General features: G+C 48.6%; 19 protein-coding genes and 1 tRNA gene. 2 read left to right on the top strand and 18 right to left on the bottom strand.

Annotated features, from left to right (window positions below; all coding sequences use genetic code 11):
- Positions 1-3 precede the first annotated feature (3 nt).
- Positions 4-1,662, top strand: coding sequence for an arginine--tRNA ligase (gene argS / locus PPHA_RS14165; protein ID WP_012509490.1), 1,659 nt, complete (start codon positions 4-6; stop codon positions 1,660-1,662).
- On the opposite strand, the gene nadD is transcribed toward argS, so the two are convergent.
- From nadD to PPHA_RS14210, 9 genes are all read right to left on the bottom strand, one after another.
- On the bottom strand, positions 1,625-2,269 hold the full coding sequence (gene nadD, locus PPHA_RS14170) for a nicotinate (nicotinamide) nucleotide adenylyltransferase (protein ID WP_012509491.1): 645 nt from the start codon (positions 2,267-2,269) through the stop codon (positions 1,625-1,627). The genes argS and nadD overlap by 38 nt on opposite strands.
- Before the next feature lie 15 nt (positions 2,270-2,284).
- A complete protein-coding gene (locus PPHA_RS14175; protein WP_012509492.1) occupies positions 2,285-3,181 on the bottom strand; it encodes an outer membrane protein assembly factor BamD in 897 nt (298 codons plus the stop codon).
- A gap of 218 nt (positions 3,182-3,399) precedes the next feature.
- A tRNA-Ala gene (locus tag PPHA_RS14180) sits at positions 3,400-3,472 on the bottom strand.
- 101 nt (positions 3,473-3,573) lie between these two features.
- On the bottom strand, positions 3,574-4,110 hold the full coding sequence (gene atpH, locus PPHA_RS14185) for an ATP synthase F1 subunit delta (RefSeq protein ID WP_012509493.1): 537 nt from the start codon (positions 4,108-4,110) through the stop codon (positions 3,574-3,576).
- 16 nt (positions 4,111-4,126) lie between these two features.
- The gene (locus PPHA_RS14190; protein WP_012509494.1) at positions 4,127-4,654 is read right to left on the bottom strand and encodes a F0F1 ATP synthase subunit B; all 528 of its coding nucleotides are present in this window, start codon (positions 4,652-4,654) and stop codon (positions 4,127-4,129) included.
- Between the two features lie 102 nt (positions 4,655-4,756).
- Positions 4,757-4,978 carry an ATP synthase F0 subunit C gene (atpE, locus tag PPHA_RS14195; RefSeq protein WP_012509495.1) on the bottom strand — a complete coding sequence of 74 codons (222 nt, stop codon included), beginning with the start codon at positions 4,976-4,978 and terminating at the stop codon, positions 4,757-4,759.
- A gap of 119 nt (positions 4,979-5,097) precedes the next feature.
- Complete coding sequence (locus PPHA_RS14200) at positions 5,098-6,120, bottom strand: F0F1 ATP synthase subunit A (protein ID WP_012509496.1); 1,023 nt, start codon at positions 6,118-6,120, stop codon at positions 5,098-5,100.
- Complete coding sequence (locus PPHA_RS14205) at positions 6,117-6,503, bottom strand: hypothetical protein (protein WP_012509497.1); 387 nt, start codon at positions 6,501-6,503, stop codon at positions 6,117-6,119. Before PPHA_RS14205 ends, PPHA_RS14200 begins: the two co-directional genes overlap by 4 nt.
- A 46-nt stretch (positions 6,504-6,549) precedes the next feature.
- Positions 6,550-6,795, bottom strand: a complete 246-nt coding sequence (locus PPHA_RS14210) for an AtpZ/AtpI family protein (RefSeq protein WP_012509498.1) — start codon at positions 6,793-6,795, stop codon at positions 6,550-6,552.
- 250 nt (positions 6,796-7,045) lie between these two features.
- Between PPHA_RS14210 and pgeF the strand changes: the two genes are divergently transcribed.
- Positions 7,046-7,864 carry a peptidoglycan editing factor PgeF gene (gene pgeF / locus PPHA_RS14215; protein ID WP_012509499.1) on the top strand — a complete coding sequence of 273 codons (819 nt, stop codon included), beginning with the start codon at positions 7,046-7,048 and terminating at the stop codon, positions 7,862-7,864.
- A 45-nt stretch (positions 7,865-7,909) separates the two neighbouring features.
- Here the strand turns inward: pgeF and PPHA_RS14220 are convergent, their stop codons facing one another.
- The 9 genes from PPHA_RS14220 to mraY are packed head-to-tail and all read right to left on the bottom strand — an operon-like array spanning position 7,910 to position 18,950.
- Positions 7,910-9,202: an acetyl-CoA hydrolase/transferase family protein gene (locus PPHA_RS14220; RefSeq protein WP_012509500.1), complete on the bottom strand. Its 1,293-nt coding sequence runs from the start codon at positions 9,200-9,202 to the stop codon at positions 7,910-7,912.
- A gap of 33 nt (positions 9,203-9,235) precedes the next feature.
- Positions 9,236-10,528 carry a cell division protein FtsZ gene (ftsZ, locus tag PPHA_RS14225; RefSeq protein ID WP_012509501.1) on the bottom strand — a complete coding sequence of 431 codons (1,293 nt, stop codon included), beginning with the start codon at positions 10,526-10,528 and terminating at the stop codon, positions 9,236-9,238.
- Positions 10,529-10,570: 42 nt separating this feature from the next.
- Entirely contained in the window at positions 10,571-11,872 is a 1,302-nt protein-coding gene (ftsA, locus tag PPHA_RS14230; protein WP_012509502.1) for a cell division protein FtsA, read from the bottom strand.
- Between the two features lie 21 nt (positions 11,873-11,893).
- The gene (locus PPHA_RS14235; protein ID WP_012509503.1) at positions 11,894-12,697 is read right to left on the bottom strand and encodes a cell division protein FtsQ/DivIB; all 804 of its coding nucleotides are present in this window, start codon (positions 12,695-12,697) and stop codon (positions 11,894-11,896) included.
- Positions 12,694-14,133 (bottom strand): UDP-N-acetylmuramate--L-alanine ligase, encoded by a 1,440-nt coding sequence (gene murC / locus PPHA_RS14240; protein WP_012509504.1) that lies wholly within the window; start codon positions 14,131-14,133, stop codon positions 12,694-12,696. Before murC ends, PPHA_RS14235 begins: the two co-directional genes overlap by 4 nt.
- Before the next feature lie 14 nt (positions 14,134-14,147).
- Positions 14,148-15,245 (bottom strand): undecaprenyldiphospho-muramoylpentapeptide beta-N-acetylglucosaminyltransferase, encoded by a 1,098-nt coding sequence (gene murG / locus PPHA_RS14245; protein ID WP_012509505.1) that lies wholly within the window; start codon positions 15,243-15,245, stop codon positions 14,148-14,150.
- Positions 15,242-16,450, bottom strand: a complete 1,209-nt coding sequence (locus tag PPHA_RS14250; RefSeq protein ID WP_223293937.1) for an FtsW/RodA/SpoVE family cell cycle protein — start codon at positions 16,448-16,450, stop codon at positions 15,242-15,244. Before PPHA_RS14250 ends, murG begins: the two co-directional genes overlap by 4 nt.
- Positions 16,444-17,838, bottom strand: a complete 1,395-nt coding sequence (gene murD, locus PPHA_RS14255) for a UDP-N-acetylmuramoyl-L-alanine--D-glutamate ligase (protein ID WP_012509507.1) — start codon at positions 17,836-17,838, stop codon at positions 16,444-16,446. Before murD ends, PPHA_RS14250 begins: the two co-directional genes overlap by 7 nt.
- 5 nt (positions 17,839-17,843) lie before the next feature.
- Positions 17,844-18,950, bottom strand: coding sequence for a phospho-N-acetylmuramoyl-pentapeptide-transferase (mraY, locus tag PPHA_RS14260; RefSeq protein WP_012509508.1), 1,107 nt, complete (start codon positions 18,948-18,950; stop codon positions 17,844-17,846).
- Positions 18,951-18,953 lie beyond the last annotated feature (3 nt).

The raw sequence follows: 18,953 nt of genomic DNA on the forward strand, positions 1-18,953 counted from the left end.
CAGATGAAAGAATTTTTTCGTCCGGTCATCAGCAATGCGCTCCATTCGGCAGGCATTACGACCGACAAACAAATCATTATTGAACAGCCCGCAGATAAAAAGTTTGGTGACTTTTCAACCAACATCGCCTTGCTTGCGGCCAAAGAGTGCAGGAGAAATCCCCGTGAACTGGCTCAGACTATTATAGAGCACCTGAGTTTTCCGCCTGATACCATTGCGAAAATTGAGGTGGCGGGAGCGGGCTTTATCAACTTTTATCTGACGCCGCTCTTTATCATGCAATCGGTTGAGCAGGTGCTGCTTGACGGGGATGAGTATGGAAAAGGGGAGTCTGGCAAGGGAGAGAAGGCTATCGTGGAATATGTCAGCGCCAATCCGACCGGGCCGCTGACCATAGGACGTGGCCGGGGCGGGGTGCTTGGAGACTGCATCGCCAACCTCTTTGCAACACAGGGTTACGCGGTTACCCGTGAATACTATTTCAATGATGCCGGACGGCAGATGCAGATTCTGGGTGAATCCGTGCGGTTCCGCTATCTGGAGCGCTGCGGTGAAACGATAGAGTTCCCTGCAACCCATTATCAGGGAGAGTACATCGGGGAGATTGCCGAAGAGCTGTTCAACGATCATGGAACGGCACTTGCCGATAGTACGGATGTGCAGATATTCAAAAAAAGAGCGGAAGAGATCATTTTTGCATCAATACGCAAGACCCTTGAACGCCTCGGCATACGGCACGACTCATTTTTCAATGAGCATACTCTTTACACGCCGGACGCAGGGGGAGTGACCGGGAACCAGAGAGTGATTGATGCTCTCAGGGAAAAAGAGTTCATTGCCGAATATGATGGCGCAACCTGGTTTTTGACAACAAAGCTTGGCCAGGAAAAGGACAAGGTGCTGATCAAGTCTTCAGGCGAACCGAGCTATAGGCTGCCGGATATTGCCTACCATATCACCAAGTATGAGCGGGGCTTCGGCATGATTGTCAATGTTTTTGGCGCTGATCATATCGATGAGTACCCTGACGTGCTTGAGGCTCTGAAGATTCTTGGTTACGATACCCGGCACATCAAGATTGCCATTAACCAGTTTGTGACAACAACGGTTGACGGACAAACGCTTAAAATGTCGACAAGAAAAGGCAATGCCGATCTGCTTGACGATCTGATTGACGATGTCGGAGCAGATGCTACCCGCCTCTTTTTTATCATGCGCAGCAAGGATTCGCACCTGAACTTCGACGTTGAGCTGGCAAAAAAACAGTCCAAGGATAATCCGGTCTTCTATCTGCAGTATGCCCATGCCCGAATCTGCAGCCTGTTGCGTATGGCTCAACAGGAGATTGGATTTGATGCCACTTCCAGCCCGGAGCTGCACCTGCTGCAACGGCTTACCTCTCCGGCAGAGCTTCAGCTTGGATCTGCCTTGCTTGATTATCCGGATATGATAAAAACAAGCCTGCGCCTGCTTGAACCTCAGAAAATGGTTGAATACCTGCACTCCCTGGCGGAATGTTTTCACCGTTTCTACCAGGAGTGCCCCATCCTCAAGGCGGAACCGGATATTGCGAGGGCAAGACTCTTTCTTTCAGTGGCAACACGACAGGTTTTGCGCAACGGATTCAGGATTCTCGGGGTTTCGGCTCCGGAATCGATGTAGCATGATGCTCCTCCCCGGCGTAGAGCCCATACTCCATGATGTAGCGATGCACTGAGGGGGGAACGAGAGTGGAGATGGAGCGTCCGCTGGCAACAACACTCCTGACAAGCGTTGAGGAGATATCGCAGGCGAAATTGACAAAGCTGATACACGCTTCACACGGGATGATTTCAGGTCGCGGTGTGCTCTCTGATTGTGTTGACACTCTTCTGAAAACCACCACATCAGAGAGGGAACAAAACGTTTCTGACTCTTTCCACTTTGAAAATTCCCTGAAACTGTCCTCCCCGACAAGCAGCGTCAGCTTGTCGGCAGGGTAGAGAGTACGAAGATAGCGCAGGAGATCAACGGTATAGGATGGCTGCTTTTTTTCAAGCTCCCATCCGCTGACCTCACTGAAAGCGCCGGTCAGATTGATTTCCTGAGTGAGAAGCTCAGCCATGCGCATCCTGTGCACATCGGCTCTCCCACTTTCCGGCTTGAAGGGGTTATTTGAAACAGAAACAATGAGTTTATCAATACCAAGAAGCTCTCTGGCGAAAAGGCAGAGAGCCAGGTGACCATTGTGCGGCGGATCAAAGGTGGCGCCGAAGAGTGCCAGATGCACAGAGCTATCCTCTGATCAGCTTTTAGTGTTTTGCTTGATTTTATCCCTGTTATCCTCCATATCCTTCTGCTTATCAGGGAAATTCTGCAGGTACTGATCAAGTGCCTGGCTGGCATCAAACCATTTTTTTCGCTTCATCAAGACATCAATCTTTCCTTCCCAGGCTGGCTTGATATAGACGGTATCCGGATAACGCTTGATGAGTTCGTCATAAAAAATACCTGCCGCTTTATACTTTTTAAGCTGAACATACTGGCGAGCAATAAAAAAAGTGTTCTTTGCCAGTTTTTCTCTCAGCACAGGAATTGCCTTTTCTGCATACCGCAAAGTATCAATCCGGGCAAATTGAGTGGTTGCCGTTGCATAGCTCTGCTTATAGGAGGCATTATCCGGATTGATTTTCAGCAGCTCACGGTATGTTGTGACATCGCTGGCAATCTTCGAGGAATCAACCATCGGATAGAGATCGAGATAGGTTGCAAACTGCGTGATGGCTTTCGCGGTATGTTCCTGATCGAGTTCAAAATGCGGAGAGAGCTGTTCATAGGATTTGGCAAGCATAAACTGGGCTGTTCTTGCATAGGGTGTTGAGGATATTTGCTGCTGCAACTTGGTAAACATTTCAGCAGCAAGCAGATACTGTCCGGAATGGTAATAGGATTGGGCCAGAAGAAAGAGCACATCATCCTCAAGCGCTGTTGCCCTGGAGGTAAACAGCAGCGATTCAAGCCCGAGAGCGGCTCCCTGATAATCTCTTTTATCGTACATCTTCACCGCTTTGCCATAGGCTTCGTTAACGCGAGTGGTTGCTGAGATCTTTGCCGGTTTTGAGGATGAACAACCGGAACTCATCAGTAACCCTGTCGCCAAAAGCATCAGCGCTGAACGTGAAATAAATCTGTTAACCGACATAGAATAACTCCATAATCCTTTTTATAGAAAAGCGAAAACGTATAATACGAAACTGCGCAAAAAGAAACAGCACTTGATGAGCAATTACAGGGCGATTTTCAAGAGCGGCTATTTCGGCTCTCCTGGAGGAAAACCGCTCTCCTCTGCACAGAAACAGAATGGAGGCAGGGAGATAATAACAGTTCACGATAAAAGAAACGGCTGGAGAAAAGTTCTTGTGGAGCTTAGGGGAGTCGAACCCCTGACCTTCTCATTGCGAACGAGACGCTCTACCAACTGAGCTAAAGCCCCGAATCCAGGAATATTCGATCTTCGTCTAAAAAAAATAGCCTGCACATGCAGGCTATTGACTGTTGATCTTTTCAGTCAACACTGCCGCTCGCCCGCCTGTTTCAGGAAACAAGACTCTTGCGAAGCATTTGCAGTTGATGACTGATACTGCCATCATAGATGGTGTCGCCAATTTTAACAGCAACCCCGCCAATAAACTGCTCGTTGATAGCCATCCTCGGACGTATTTCCTTGCCGGTGAAGGCCGCAAGCTTCGTAACAAGTTCTGCGGTCTGCTCATCAGAAAGGGCCGTGGCGCTGGTTATATCGACATTGATCACCCCTCTCTTTTCATCAAGAAGAATCTGAAACTCATCAATAATTTCAGGCAGGAGCCCGGCACGTTTCTTGTGGGCAACAAGCCTTAAAAAAAGAAACATTTTTTCCCCGACAGAGTCCTTGAAGATCTCTTCAAGGATATGAATTTTCCTGTCTCCTTTGACGAGAGGGCTGCGCAACGCATAGACAAGATCACGGGAGTGTTCAAGAACCTCCTTGATCACGTGCAACTCATCAACAATCTGATTGAGAAAATTACCCTCTTCAGCGGCTGAGAGGAGAGCGGAGGCATATCGACGGCTTGCAATGAGAGTTGACATGACGATGAGTCGGTTTTCAGTTACGTTTTGTTGAAAGATCCTGAATCATGCTGTCAACGATCTTTTTCTGCATGTCGGCATCAAGAGTTGTTTTGATAATCTTTTCAGCTCCCTTAACAGCAAGATCAGCCACCTCGTTTCTCAGCACATCAAGCGCACGGCGTTTTTCCTGTTCAATTTCATCTTTCGCCGTTGCAATCATTTTTTTCGCTTCTGACTGAGCCTTTTCAGTGATATCGGCGCGAAGCTTATCGGCATAATCCTTTCCTTCACGGATGATTTTATCTGATTCAGCATCGGCTTTTGCCAGAAGTTCCCTGTTTTTGCGCAAAATAGCCTCTGACTCCTCCTTGGCGCTGTGCGCACGATCAATAGAGGACTGAATTCCCTTTTCTCTCTCTTCCAGAGCGCCGATAATCGGGCCCCAGGCAATCTTCTTCAGAATAAGCAGTACAATCACAAATGTGATCGCGGTCCAGAAAATAAGACCGGGATTCGGACTCAGAAGACTACCGGCAAGAAGTATAATTCCCGACGTAAGCATGAACAATGTTTCCTTTAACGGGTTAATAAAACCCGGTTGCAGTCTGAAAAGAGCAGCCGCAACCGGGATATCTTCTGTAACGAACCTGCAGGCAGTTCACTCTTACTTAAGAGCAAGAAGCACACAGATAACTTCACCGAACAGGGCAACACCTTCGATAAGAGCTGCTGCAATAATCATGGTCGTACGGATATCAGCCGTTGCTTCAGGCTGACGGGCGACGCCTTCTGCAGCAGAAGCTGCTACATTACCAATACCAAGACCAGCGCCGATTACAGCAAGACCAGCACCTATACCAGCTCCAAGAAAACCCAAACCTTCCATCTTGTAATTACCCCCGTTTATTTGTTGTAAGTTTTTTGCTAAAAAGAATTAGCAGTGTTAAAACCAGTTAATGAAACGCATAAAAATAACAGTTCTTCCTCAACAATCCTGAGCTTTTTTCAATGGTGAGCAACCCCTGCCTCATGCTCCTCATGTCCTTCGTGTGCCGAAGCAAGACCAATAAAGAGCGACGAGAGCATCGTAAAGATAAACGCCTGAAGGAAAGCAACAAACAGCTCAAGCAGGTAGATAAAAATTGAGAACGGAACCGACATGACAACAGCCACGATATAGCTCTGCAGAATAAAGCTGATAAAAATCAGACTGAGAATCACAATATGGCCAGCAGTCATATTAGCAAACAACCGGATGGTCAGTGCAACAGGCTTGGTAAATAACCCGATAAACTCAATCGGAATCATGATAATCCAGAGCGCCGGGTGAGTTCCGCCTGTCAGATGAGCCAGATAGCCTTTGATGCCATGCGCTTTCAGTGCCGCAACCTGTGTTATAAAGAAGGTAAACGTAGCAAGAGTAAGCGTGACATTGATGTTGCCAGTCGCCGTTGCTCCATAGGGAACAAGGCCGAGAAGATTACATAACAGGACAAAAAAGAAGACGGTAAGGAGATAGTTAAGGTACTTTTCATACCCGACACCAATATTTGCCTTGGCGACGTCTATACGGATGAACTCAACCAGCGCTTCCATGGCGTTGACCAACCCCGTTGGCGCCTGACGAGCCGTCATCTTCTTGTATTTGCTGCCGACCAGGGAAAAGAGAATCAACAAAATTGCCGATACCACCCAGAGCATAACAACGTGCTTGGTAATTGAAATATCAACACCTGCGATTGGGGGGATTTTAGGGAGATGAACCTCACCAAAGGGCTCAAAAGAGAAGACGTCATTATCAAGGATATGATGCATGATAACATCGCCCGCCTTTTCCTCTCCATGGGCGTGAGCTGCAACTGCAGCCTCAGCGGTCGGGGCTGATACCGAAGCCACAGAGTCGTGAGGAGGAGTGGACGCCTGTTCAGTCAGAGCAAATGCGGGGCCGTTCGCATTCAGCAGAAGAGGTACAAGGAGTGCTATTACCTTGAGAAAAGCTTTGGCCTGTATGACATTTACCCGTTTCATGCAGTGTTCTTTTTCTGTTTATTTTTCTTTTGATACCCGAGAATTTCAACAATCACATAGATACAGTAAAAAGCAAAAAATGAGAGCACAAAGTCGTTGACAACTACCATACTGCGGACAATGACGACTGCAATAAGCAGCATCAGCAACAACATCCGAACAGCCAACCCACCAAAAACGAACTTGGTGAATACGGCAGACTCCTTGTCAACTGCGTATTCAAAGAGAACATAACCAATAAGCGCATTGGCAACAACCATTATCCATGCCAGAAACACCGAATGAATATCTACGCTTCCCGGCTCAAGTCCTGTATAAATCACCATCCATAAAGCGACGGACAAAATACATAACTTTACTAAAAAATCAAACAATGGTTTCATCTCCCCCTTTCTTTCCTGATTAACAAAAGCATAAACCGTAACTGCTCTATTTTTTTTTGTTTGCTGACCGCACGACCTTCATGAGCAAAAGTACCATACCAAACATGCCAATTGCAACCCCGGCCAGAAAGAGCAGTGGCGAGGTACCAAACCGGCTGTCGGCCCAATACCCAAGCAACACAAAAAACACAAAACTTGCTGCAATCTGCAAGCCAAGGCCCATATAATCTGACAGGGCCCGGGCAGAACGCCCAAACTGCTCGGAAAACCGTTCCTCATCAGGTGTTTTCATTGCCGAGGATCCTTGTTTACATTCAGACTGAAAAGCACGTTGCACACCAGCGAAATCTGATAGCAGTCGCTCTATCTGTCTCATGCCCGGAAGATACGACTCTTCCGGAAATAATGTACCTTTACCGGAAATTCTTCCTCCAACTGCCGGCAAGAGAGAAGAAATATCCTGTTTTTTTGAAGAAACGCCATTGCAAAAAATAGGCGAACACGAATTTCGGTATCAATGATAAAAATTCCGATATAATGTTATGAACCCAAAAACAAGCGTGAGTGCGGCTCAAACAGCCCTCTCGGAAAAATATATCGTGCCTGAATGCTTCCGTCATTATGACGAACTCATTGCACTGCAGAGCACCAGAAACGGTGGAGTAAGCGAAGGCGCCTATTGCTCACTGAACGTTGGAAGAAATACCCTGGATGGTGAAGAAAAGGTTCGGGAAAACACCCGGCGCCTCTGCACAGCAGCAGGCATTGACCCTGAAAGAATGGTCTTCTCCGATCAGGTGCACGGCACGGAAATACTTTGCGCCGAAAAACCAGGACATTACCGGGGCTATGATGCACTCATTACGGACAAAAAAGAGCTTTACCTCTGCATCTTTACTGCCGACTGCTACCCTCTGCTCATCTACGACCCGCGCCATAAGGTCACCGGAGCGATTCATGCCGGATGGAGAGGAAGTGCAGGAAATATTGTCATAAAAACGATTGAAGCGATGCGGATGAACTTCAACTCCCTGCCCGCTGAGTGTGTAGCCTATATCGGCACAGGAATTTCTCCCGGAGCCTATGAGGTTAGTCGTGAGGTAGCCATGGAGTTTCCTCCGGATAGCCGACAGCGCTCAACACGCTCACAGGATGAGGAAAAATACCTGCTTGATCTGGGCATGATCAACTACCGGCAGCTTCTGACATCAGGAATTCCACCCTCGAATATTGAACGCTCAGCGCTATGCTCGGCTGGCGACAGCAACCTGTTTTTTTCCTACCGGCGTGATCAGGGAATAACTGGCCGCATGGTCAGCCTTATTGGCGTCAGATTCTCTGAACACGGGCAACACGAATAGTGGAAACCATAACAGAAAATCTTTCGCCCAGGCAAAAACTGATTTTTACATAAAGCTCCGGCCGTAAGTACCATAAAGTGCATGAGCTTGACGACAAATCTCCTCTCTGAAATCAGGATGAGCAATCGTTGCCAATGCTTCGGCTCTCTGGCGGAGATTTTTTCCATGCAGATTCACAATCCCATACTCGGTCACCACATACTGCACATGAGCCCTGGTCGTTACAACGCCTGCTCCCGGCTTAAGTTGTGGAACAATTCTTGACAGTCCGGCCTTTGTTGTTGACGGCAGGGCAATAATCGGTTTTCCCCCTTCCGAGAGGGCTGCACCCCGAATAAAGTCCATCTGTCCTCCAAAACCGGAGAAATATTTCTGCCCGATGGAATCACCACAGACCTGACCGGACATATCAATTTCAAGAGCGCTGTTGATAGCGGTCACCCGGGGGTTTTTCCTTATCTCCCGTGTATCATTAACATAATCGGAGGGAAGCATTTCAACGAGCGGGTTATCATCAACAAAGTCATAAAGCTTCCGCGTGCCAACAAGAAAGCTTGCGACAATAATCTCTTTGTGGGTTCGTTTTTTGCGACCATTGATCACCCCTTTTTTGACCAGATCAATCACCCCGTCAGAAAACATCTCGGAATGAATACCCAAATCCCTGTGACCGGAAAGCGCAGCAAGAACGGCATCCGGAATTGCACCGATACCCATCTGCAGTGTAGCGCCATCTTCGACAATGGATGCAATATGGCGTCCGATACTGATCTCGGTATCAGTTAACACATGGCGGGGAGTCTCAAGGAGGGCGTCATCCACATCAAACAAAGCATGAATCTTGCTGATATGAAGCATTCCTTCGCCATGCGTGCGCGGCATATTCGGATTTACCTGGGCAATAACCACCTTTGCAGCATGTACAGCAGCAAGAGCAACGTCAACCGAAACTCCCAGAGAGCAGTAACCATGACGGTCAGGAGGGGAGACATGGACAAGAGCGACATCAAGCGGCAACACCTTGTTGTAAAAAAGAGAAGGAATATCGCTCAGAAAAACCGGAATGGAATCCCCATCACCTTCCTGAACCGCCTTACGAACATTCCTGCCCACAAAAAAAGCATTCAATCTGAAACTATCACGATACTCGGGCTTTACATAGGAAGCATCACCCTCGGTGTGCAGGCTGACAATTTCAACATTTCTCAGCTCATCAGCGCGCTGCACCATTGCATCAATCAAGCGCTGCGGAGTTGCTGCCGCAGTATGCAAGAAAACCCTGTCCCCCGACTTAATTCTGGCTACCGCATCTTCTGCGGAAAGCGTACAATAATTCATGAACCCCTTTACATTTGGTTAAAAAAGGCAATATCAGATCCCGTTTTTTTTCCGGCGAAGATATGCTGGAGTATCTGACAAACCTTTTTGTATTTTATCTTCATGCTCCCCTCTGCCACTTGGCAGCGACGAGTTATAATCGGCATCGTGCCCGGTATTTTTCCTCCCTGCGACCTCATGAGGATCATTAATGGACAACTGCCTTCTGATATAGGCCGGAATACGTAAATCTTCTTCCTGACGTTCAGGATGAAGGGAGGCCGTCTGCCGAACCGATGAGGGCGCCTGGCCAAGCCTGATACCAGGAACAGGTGCAACAAATTGCCGAACAATCGGCACCGTTCCATCGTCCTGCGACTTGCGCTTGAAACCGGTTACAATCACGGTAACCCGGATTTCGCCTGATACCTGGGGCTCATCAACGTAGCCGTTGATAATCTTGGCATCACTGCCAACCTGCTCCTCGATATAGTTCATGGCATCCGACATGTCCCTCATGGTGACCTCTCCGGTAATATTTACCAGCACACCTTTAGCCCCCTTCACCGAAACACCCTCAAGAAGAGGACTGTTCAGCGCATCTGATGAGGCTTTCAGCGCACGACGCTCACCTGCAGCAGCAGCAGAACCCATAACCGCATCTCCGGCTCCTGCCATAATGCTGCGAACGTCGGCAAAATCGACATTGACATGACCATGTCGGGTAATAATATCAGCAATACCCTTCGCCGCCCTGTAGAGGACATCATTCGCCATATTAAAGGCTTCCGTGGCGCTGACCCCCTCTTCGGCAATACTGAGGATCTTTTCGTTTTCAACAAGAATAAGGGTATCGATATATTTGCGCAGTTCGACAATGCCTCCATCAGCAATCTTCGCCTTGACCTGACCTTCAAAGTTAAAGGGTCTGGTCACGACACCAATGGTAAGAATACCCATATTCCTTGCAATAGAGGCAATTACCGGAGCCGCACCTGTACCGGTACCTTTGCCCATTCCGGCAGCAATAAAGACAAGATCGGCTCCCCGAAGCTGAGCGGCAATAATTTCACGATCATCTTCTGCAGCCTGACGCCCCTTTGCCGGATCGGCTCCAGCACCCAGACCGTTCGTAGCCTTCTTGCCAATCTGCACCCTGAGTGGAGCTTTCGAGTTCAGGAGCGCCTGGCGATCAGTGTTGAACACGATATACTCCACACCACTGATCTTCCTGTCGATCATATTATTTACCGCATTGCCGCCACAGCCGCCAACGCCGACAATCCTTATGGTAACCCCTTTGCCCTGGTCACTGTCAAACAGGCCCGGATCAAGCTCAAATGCCATGCTATCAGTTCTCCCTTTAAAAGGCTCTTATTTGCTCTTTCATCATAGATTATCCCAGAATTTCTTCATGCGATCCACAATTTTTTTCCCCGAAGGAGTCTGCTCCTGCACCAGGGGCTCTTCCCTGCTTCCCTGAGGAACATCAACAGGGAGTATCTCTGCTGTCGAAGCGAAGCTGTGATCTGCCGAGAGATTATTCTGAAATGCATGGGCAACAAGACCCATTACGGTCGCATACATGGGGTTATTGACGGAACCCTTGATCCCTCCGGAAACCCCCTCCGGATACCCGATACGAACATCAAGTCCAAAAACATCATGAGCAAGCTCTTCCGTACCTGGCAGGAGTGAACCTCCCCCCGTTATAATAGCTCCCGCATTGAGATATTCATAATAGCCCGACCGCTGCACCGAGTCACGCACAAGCTCCAGAATTTCCATCATCCGGGCCTCAATAATCATCGTCAGTGAGCTCTTCGGCACGGATTTTTGTGTCCGTCCCTCAATGCCCTCAATCAGGAGATCCTCATCCTCACCACTCAGCTTGCTGTAGGCACAGCCATGTTTTATTTTCAGATCTTCAGCGACTTCGTAAAGCGCCCTCACCCCATGAGCGATATCATGAGTAACATCGTTGGCAGCAACCTTGATGACCTCAGAGTAGCGGATAGCCCCGTCAATATAGATAGCAACTTCAGTAGTTCCACCCCCGATGTCAATGACGACCACACCGCTTTTCTTCTCACGCTCTTTCATGACAGCCATACCGGAAGCCACCGGCTCAAAGGTGACTGCACTGATCTCAAGACCTGCTTTCTCAACACACTGCTTGATATTACGGATTTTTGTCCTCAGACCAACCACAATATAGGCGCTGCCCCTCATCGTTGTCCCGGCCATCCCTATCGGATCAAGAAGCCCCTCCTGATCATCAACAATGAACTCCTGCGGAATAACGTGAATAATTTCATGATCAATATCCAGATAACGGATATTGGTCTTGGCTTTCTCCAGAAAACGTTTCACATCAGAATCATTGACAATTCCTGTCTGATTGATACTGATTTCCGAATTACTGTGAATACAATGGACATGTGCTCCGGAAATACCGACATTAACTCCATGAATACGAATGGAGGACTCCCGTTCAGCATCAGCAACGGCGGCTCTGATAGCAGCTACAGTCTTGTTAATATTGACCACAGTCGCCCGTTGAAGACCATCGGAATTAGAACGCCCCTTCCCGAGCACGTTGAGCTTTCCAATTTCATCTTTTTCGGCAACCACCACACACACCTTGGTTGTTCCAATATCAAGACCTACGGCAATATTGCTCTTCAGCATTGTTCTATTCTTGCATGATTATCACAGGGAAACATTCTGTGGTACCTCCGGATATACAGGATCCCTGGTAAAAATCCTGTCTCTGAACCTCAGGTCCACAGTCTCATAAGCGTCAAAACCTTTCTTGGATACTACCTTTTGCCAGAATATCTCGAATTTTTTCAACTTTTCCTTGTAGTTCCCATCATTACCGACAATAAAACGGGTGGGAGCCTGAAGCGCAAGGCACCAGGCCATGCCGTTGTCTGCAAGATGAAATTCACGAATAAGCAGGCTCGCATACTCACTCTCTGAAAGAGCCACAAGAAACTGCCGGATTAATTCGATATCCTGACGGTCAAGTTGCCGCAGATTGTTCCTGGCAATCCGAAGGTGCGTAATACCCGTAATTTGTAACAAGTTCGGAAACCGCTCAGAACACCCCTTCGTACGCGGCAAAAGAAATCCCTCACGATCAATAACCAGCACTTGCCCGTCAATAGCCGTTACTGCAAGAGGTTCACGCTCAAAAACCACGACACGGACAATGCCATTCAACTCCTTGCTTATCTCGGCATCCCTGAGATAGGGAATCACCAGAATCCTTTGTTTCAGCTCCTGTACGTCGAGTTTCTGCAAATTCCTGCCCTGAAAAGGAGCCATGCGCGATAACAGCTCTCTTTCGGAGATGATTGAGGCTCCATCAATAACAAAATCCCTGACCACCACCTCTTTTTTCCACTGGGAGGCATAATAGGCCAGCGCAGCAAGAGCGACAAGTACTATCAGAAAAGAGAGTACCCGCAAAACCCGGCGGCCACTTGACGCTTTTTCAAATCCGTTCATGACGCCGCAAAACCCGACTGGGAGTCTTCATTGCCCTGAACAGCAACACCCTCTCTGCAGAAATTGGCAACCCTTGTTGCAAGATGGGTGATATCACCGGCACCCATGAAAAGAAGCATATTTCCATTAACTGACCACTCCTTGAGAGCAGTAAAGAGATTTTGCATATCCGCAACAAACTCCACATGTTTCCCTCCAGCCTTACGGACAGCGTCCGCAATTAACTCACCATCGACACCGGGATAATCAACTCCCTTTTCACGCGCCGGATAAATATCGGCCACGTAGACCATATCCGCATGAGAGAGTGCCCAGCCATATTCATGAGCAAACTCCCGGGTACGGGAAAAGAGATGTGGCTGAAAAACCGCCACGATTCTGGAGTCACGCCATCCGCTTTTGGCTGCCCTGACAGTCGCCTTCACCTCTGTAGGATGGTGGGCATAATCGTCCACAACCATAAGACCGTGGCCATTATCATATTTTACCTGAAACCGCCGCCTCATACCACTGTACCGACCAAGCCCGGCAATCAGTCGCTCAGGAAGGATACCCAGCTCAAGACCTGTCGAAAAAGCTGCGAGGGCATTAAGCACATTGTGGCGCCCCGGAACCTGAAGAGAGACGTCCCGGTACTCCTGGCCAAAAGCCTTGATTGAAAAGGTAGTATGCTGGTTATCGAGAACAATATCAAAAGCCATAACATCGGCAGGCTCATCAATTCCAAAAGTTGTACAGAGGCGATTCATCTTCGGCATGATCTTTCTGATCTCCGGCCAATCGACGCAACAGATCACCCGCCCGTAAAAAGGCACTTTGTTGGCAAAAGCAACGAAGGCCTCTTTCAGCTCATCAAGCGTGCCATAAGTATCCATATGCTCGGACTCAAGACTATTGACAACGGCAATGGTTGGTGTCAGCTTCAAAAAGGCGCGATCATACTCGTCAGCCTCAATAACCATATATTTTCCCTCACCAACCACGGTACTGCCTTTCAGATAGTCCGAGATACCGCCAATCATGACCGTCGGCGACTCATCCGACTCAATCAGCATGGTAGCAATCATGGCGGTCGTTGTTGTTTTCCCATGCGTACCCGCAATGCATATGCCGTATGTATAGCGCATCAGCTCACCAAGCATCTCGTCACGCTTGATGACCGGAATACCAGCTTTCTCAGCGGCAATCAGTTCGATATTATCCTCAGCCCGTATGGCCGAAGAATAAACAACAACATCAGAACCTGCGACCTGCTCAGCTCGATGCCCCTTATAAATTATTGCCCCATGCTCGGCAAGCTTTTCAGTCACCTCACCAGACGAAAGATCCGAACCCGTCACCCTGAACCCTGACTTCAGCAGCAATTCGGCTATTGCACTCATTCCAGCGCCGCCAACACCGACAATATGAACACTTTTTGTTTTTCCCAGTTCCATGTAAATCCTCTTTCTTAATTTTTTTTAGCAAGGCTGATGATGCGCAAGGCAAGCTGATGAGCCGAATCCGGATATGCGAGCTTCCGGGATGCTGCTCCCATACGTTTCAGCCTCTCTTTATCATGCAGCAGCTCAAGAATATTTTTTATCGACGCCTGCTGGCCAAGACGATCATCCTCAACCAGCATAGCCGCCCCACCCGTAACAAGCGCCCGAGCATTATGACGCTGATGGTCTCCAGTTGCATAGGGGTAAGGAACGAGAACCGATGGCTTGCCAAGGTTAGTCAGCTCAGCAAGGGAAGAGGCTCCTGCCCTGCAAAGCACAAGATCGGCAGCGCCATAAGCAACTCCCATCTCTTCAATATATGGAGCAACCCATATATAAGGAGAGGGCTGCATCTTGCTCTTGATCCTCTCGAAATCAAGCGCTCCGGTCTGCCAGACCAGATTTGCCGAGGCCGTAATCAGGTCAACTCCCTCAAGCACCGCATTGTTTATTGAGCGGGCACCCCGGCTTCCTCCGAAAACCAAAAGAGTAGGACGCTCTTCAGAAAGTGCAAAATACTCCCTGGCCGCAACCTGCTGCGGCAAGGCAAAAGAGCGCGCAGGATTGCCGGTAACAAAAAGCCGTTTTTTATTGCGGATAAATCGACGCGCATCATCAAAAGAGAGATGCACTTCACTGGCAAGTGCGGCAAGCAATTTTGTTGTAACACCAGGAAATGCATTTTGCTCCTGAATAAGCGTCTTTTTACGCATGAGCTGGGCGGCAAGCAGCAGCGGAGCACTGACAAATCCGCCCGTACCCACAACAACATCGGGAGCTTCTCTGGCAATCAACGCAGCAGCACGTCCCAGAGCCGCAACAAAATCGGCAATTACGCCAATATTCGCAACAATATCCGCCAGCGCCCGCCCTCGTTTTAAACCTCGTACCGGAATAAGATGCAACCGATAACCAAGTCTTGGAACTTCGGTCGCCTCAATGCCGCCCGTTGTGCCAACAAAAGAAATCACCACATCCGGCACCAGCTTCCTGAGCTCCCCGGCCATAGCTATTGCCGGATAAAGATGTCCACCGGTTCCGCCTCCGGCAAAAAGCACGTTCATTCCACCCTCCATGAAGTTGCATCAACCGGTATGCTCCTTTCAATCGCCGGTTTCTTGTACCGTGCTACGCTGATAAGAATCCCTACACCGAGAGAGTTAAAAAGAAGCGCCGTACCTCCATAACTGATAAAAGGGAGTGCGACACCGGTCGTCGGAAGCAAATGGCAGGCAACGGCAATATTAACAAAGGCAAAAAGCGTGATAGCCATCGTGATACCGGTTGCAATATATTTACCAAAACTGTCAGCAGCATGTTTGGCAATGATAAGGCCACAGATTAAAAATCCCGTAAAGAGCGCAATAACGGCTAAAGCGCCGATAAACCCATACTCCTCACCAACAACAACGAAGACAAAATCATTATAGGAGAGGGGCAGATAGAGCTCCCGCTGCTTGCTGGCCCCGACACCAAGGCCAAACAGCCCCCCATTGCCCAGACCAATCAATGCCTGAACAACCTGGTAGGTCGCCCCCTGTTCATTTCCGCTGGTCAATGAGTGCAACCGGGCACGCCGATATGGCGCTGCTATGGCAAAAACAGCGGCAATAGGTATCAGTACGGATACCGTAGCAAGGAGATGACGAATACTGACTCCCCCGATAAACATAAGCGCAAACCCTATGAAGGCAATAAGCGACGCCGTACTGAAATTCGGTTCGAGGGCAACCAGAGCCACGACAATCATCAACAGGGTCAGCATAGGATAATAAGAGTTGTTAACATCTTTTATATATCCCTGCTTTTCAGTGATCAGTCTTGAAAAATGAAAAATAACCGCATATTTGGCAAAATCCGACACCTGGAATTTCAGCGGTCCAAAACCAATCCAGCGTGCAGCTCCGGTAATAAGCCCAACCGCTTTCAGAACAAGCAGCAGGGTCAAAAGCACAATGCTTGTAAAAAGGATGATTTTGCTGGTCTTCCAGAAAACATGATAGTCAAGCTGGGCAACAAGGAGTACGGTACCAATTCCAAGAATGGAAAAGAAAAGCTGACGCCATAAAAAATATTCTGAACTTGAGTACTTCGTGACAGCCCATCCCGCTCCGCTGCTGTAAACAACAGCAATACCGATACACATCAGAACAGCCACAATAAGGATCAGAAGCTTTGCAGCAACTCCCTCCTTGCCTGGATGTGGCAACAACTCGCTCACGGCAAGAGCCTCTTCTGCAGGGCCCGGTAAGTGATCAGTATTCACCATGATGATAACTGATGAACGCATTGTTTAAACTGCATACCGCGATCCTCAAAATTTTTAAACATATCAAAGCTTGCGCACCCGGGTGAAAAGAGCACCGTCTGCCCGGAGCTTGCCGCATCTCGTGCCAACAAAACCGCATCTTCAAGCGATCCTGCCGCCTTGACAGCAACAACATCCTTAAAGGCTGAAACGATCTTGTCCTGCGATTCACCCAAAGCAATGAGCAAAGATACCTTTTTCTCGACAAGTCTGGTAATCGCAGCGTAATCATTCCCCTTGTCGCGTCCTCCGGCAATAAGTACCGCAGTAGCAGGAAGCGCTTCAAGCGCCTGACGCAACGCATTCATGTTTGTCGCTTTGGAATCATTAACCCAGTCGACTCCATTGATGGTCATGACAAATTCCTGACGATGCTCAACACCCCTGAACTCCCTGATTACCTGACAAACCACTTCCCGTTGAATACCCAAAGCTCCTGCAACAGCAACAGCCGCAAGTACATTTGAGATATTGTGGCGACCACGAAAACTTTTTTTCAGAAAATCTGATGTCACAAGAACAGGCTCATCCCCGTCAGGCGTATGGGCAACAAGCGTGTCGCCCTCAAGAAAAAATGTTCGAATGTCAGGAACTCCCTTGCAGGCAGGTTCCATGCCGAACGACATAATGTTGAAAGGAAACTGATCCCTGCAGGCAAAATGTTCCCTGAGCAGCGCATCGTCCTCATTGTAGATCAGTGTATCCCCGGCACCCTGATTGGCATAAATCCTGAACTTGGCCGCAGCATAGCCCTGCAGCTCTCCTGCATAGCGATCGAGATGGTCCGGCGTAATGTTCATGATAACAGCAACCTCAGGCTTGAGAGTGGGTGAGCGCTCCAACTGATAGCTGCTCAACTCGACCACGGCAATATCACCAGCCTTCATATCCAATACCATTGAAGAAAATGGCACACCGATATTGCCGACACTGTAAGCCCTGTAACCATTCCGGAGGCCATCCTCTTCACAGAGAGCATGAACAAGCGTCGAGGTGGTGGTTTTTCCATCCGTACCGGTAATACCAACAATTCTCGCCTTGCAAAAACGGCTCGCCAACTCAATCTCACTGTAGAGAGGAATATTTCGCGCCTGCAGGGTTGTCACAACCTCGGCATGAGGGGGAATACCCGGACTGATGACACAAAAATCAGCCTCATACACCGCAGGCGAATGCCCCGCCTCTTCGAAAGGGATCTGCATCTCCCGGAGATGCTGCATCTCCTCTGCCCCCATGGTTCCAAGCTCGCTGACAAAAACCGTCGCACCTTTGCGAGCAAGCAGTTGCGCTGCCGCAATTCCGCTTTTGCCCGCGCCAATGACCGACACCCTTTTACCCTTGAGATCCATAACTGTTATCTGAGTTTTAAGGTCATGAGACTGGCAAGAAAAAACAGGATGGTCAAAATCCAGAATCTGATCACAATCTTCTGTTCCGCCCACCCTTTCAATTGAAAATGATGATGCAGGGGAGCCATTAAAAAGATCCTTTTGCCTTGGCCATATCTCATTTTTGTATACTTGAAATAGAGTACCTGAAGAGAGACCGAGAGTGTTTCGAGGAAAAATATACCGGCAATCAAAGGCAAGAGCAGCTCCTGTTTGATTAAAAGCGCAATAACGGCAATCGCGCTGCCAAGCGCAAGGGAGCCCGTATCACCCATGATAATCTCTGCAGGATTGGAATTGAACCACAAAAAGCCCACACAAGCCATAACAATTGCCATGCTCACCACAGCAATCTCGCCACCTCCGGGAATAAAGGGAATATTGAGATAGACTGCATAGACCGCATTTCCCGCCAGGTAGGAAAAACCACCCAGACCCATGACCACAATAGCCGAACTTCCGGCAGCAAGCCCGTCAAGACCATCGGTAAGGTTGACGGCATTCGATACTGCGGTAATGATAAAAATAACGATCGGTATATAGAAATAACCGTAATCAATGGTCAGATACTTAAAAAAAGGAACCGTTGTCGTCGACAGGAGCACCGAAAAAGAGGGATCATACCAGGTATAGCATCCAACCACCAAACCCAGAGTGACCTGCCCGATAAGCTTGTATCGAGCGGAAAGCCCGCCCTTGATCTTCAGTACCACCTTTCGGTAATCATCAATAAACCCGATAATCCCCATCCATAGAATGGCAAGCATAATCAGCCAGACATGCGGATCAATGAATTTTGACCAAAGCAGCACCGAGATCTCAATGGAAAAAATAATCAGCAGCCCACCCATGGTTGGGAGCTTGTTTTTCTTTTTATGTTCCGGAGGCGCTTCCTCCTTGACCGGCTCAATAAACCGTGTTTTCAGGTATTTGATAAATCCAGGACCGACAAACAGGGTAATCAGCAGCGCTGTGATCGCCGCTGCGCTGGCCCTGAAGGTGAGATATTCGATAACATGAAGCCCCGGAAGGTCAAAAAGATCATTAATGTACCTCAGCAGATAATAAATCATACC

The organism is Pelodictyon phaeoclathratiforme BU-1, from assembly GCF_000020645.1.
Classification (GTDB): Bacteria; Bacteroidota; Chlorobiia; order Chlorobiales; family Chlorobiaceae; genus Chlorobium; species Chlorobium phaeoclathratiforme.

Coding starts and splice junctions, on each gene's coding strand:
- argS (WP_012509490.1), top strand. CDS start 4: ATGAAAGAATTTTTTCGTCCGGTCATCAGCAATGCGCTCCATTCGGCA.
- PPHA_RS14175 (WP_012509492.1), bottom strand. CDS start 3,181: ATGTCGGTTAACAGATTTATTTCACGTTCAGCGCTGATGCTTTTGGCG.
- atpH (WP_012509493.1), bottom strand. CDS start 4,110: ATGTCAACTCTCATTGCAAGCCGTCGATATGCCTCCGCTCTCCTCTCA.
- PPHA_RS14190 (WP_012509494.1), bottom strand. CDS start 4,654: ATGCTTACGTCGGGAATTATACTTCTTGCCGGTAGTCTTCTGAGTCCG.
- atpE (WP_012509495.1), bottom strand. CDS start 4,978: ATGGAAGGTTTGGGTTTTCTTGGAGCTGGTATAGGTGCTGGTCTTGCT.
- PPHA_RS14200 (WP_012509496.1), bottom strand. CDS start 6,120: ATGAAACGGGTAAATGTCATACAGGCCAAAGCTTTTCTCAAGGTAATA.
- PPHA_RS14205 (WP_012509497.1), bottom strand. CDS start 6,503: ATGAAACCATTGTTTGATTTTTTAGTAAAGTTATGTATTTTGTCCGTC.
- PPHA_RS14210 (WP_012509498.1), bottom strand. CDS start 6,795: ATGAAAACACCTGATGAGGAACGGTTTTCCGAGCAGTTTGGGCGTTCT.
- pgeF (WP_012509499.1), top strand. CDS start 7,046: ATGAACCCAAAAACAAGCGTGAGTGCGGCTCAAACAGCCCTCTCGGAA.
- PPHA_RS14220 (WP_012509500.1), bottom strand. CDS start 9,202: ATGAATTATTGTACGCTTTCCGCAGAAGATGCGGTAGCCAGAATTAAG.
- ftsZ (WP_012509501.1), bottom strand. CDS start 10,528: ATGGCATTTGAGCTTGATCCGGGCCTGTTTGACAGTGACCAGGGCAAA.
- ftsA (WP_012509502.1), bottom strand. CDS start 11,872: ATGCTGAAGAGCAATATTGCCGTAGGTCTTGATATTGGAACAACCAAG.
- PPHA_RS14235 (WP_012509503.1), bottom strand. CDS start 12,697: ATGAACGGATTTGAAAAAGCGTCAAGTGGCCGCCGGGTTTTGCGGGTA.
- murC (WP_012509504.1), bottom strand. CDS start 14,133: ATGGAACTGGGAAAAACAAAAAGTGTTCATATTGTCGGTGTTGGCGGC.
- murG (WP_012509505.1), bottom strand. CDS start 15,245: ATGAACGTGCTTTTTGCCGGAGGCGGAACCGGTGGACATCTTTATCCG.
- PPHA_RS14250 (WP_223293937.1), bottom strand. CDS start 16,450: ATGGTGAATACTGATCACTTACCGGGCCCTGCAGAAGAGGCTCTTGCC.
- murD (WP_012509507.1), bottom strand. CDS start 17,838: ATGGATCTCAAGGGTAAAAGGGTGTCGGTCATTGGCGCGGGCAAAAGC.
- mraY (WP_012509508.1), bottom strand. CDS start 18,950: ATGATTTATTATCTGCTGAGGTACATTAATGATCTTTTTGACCTTCCG.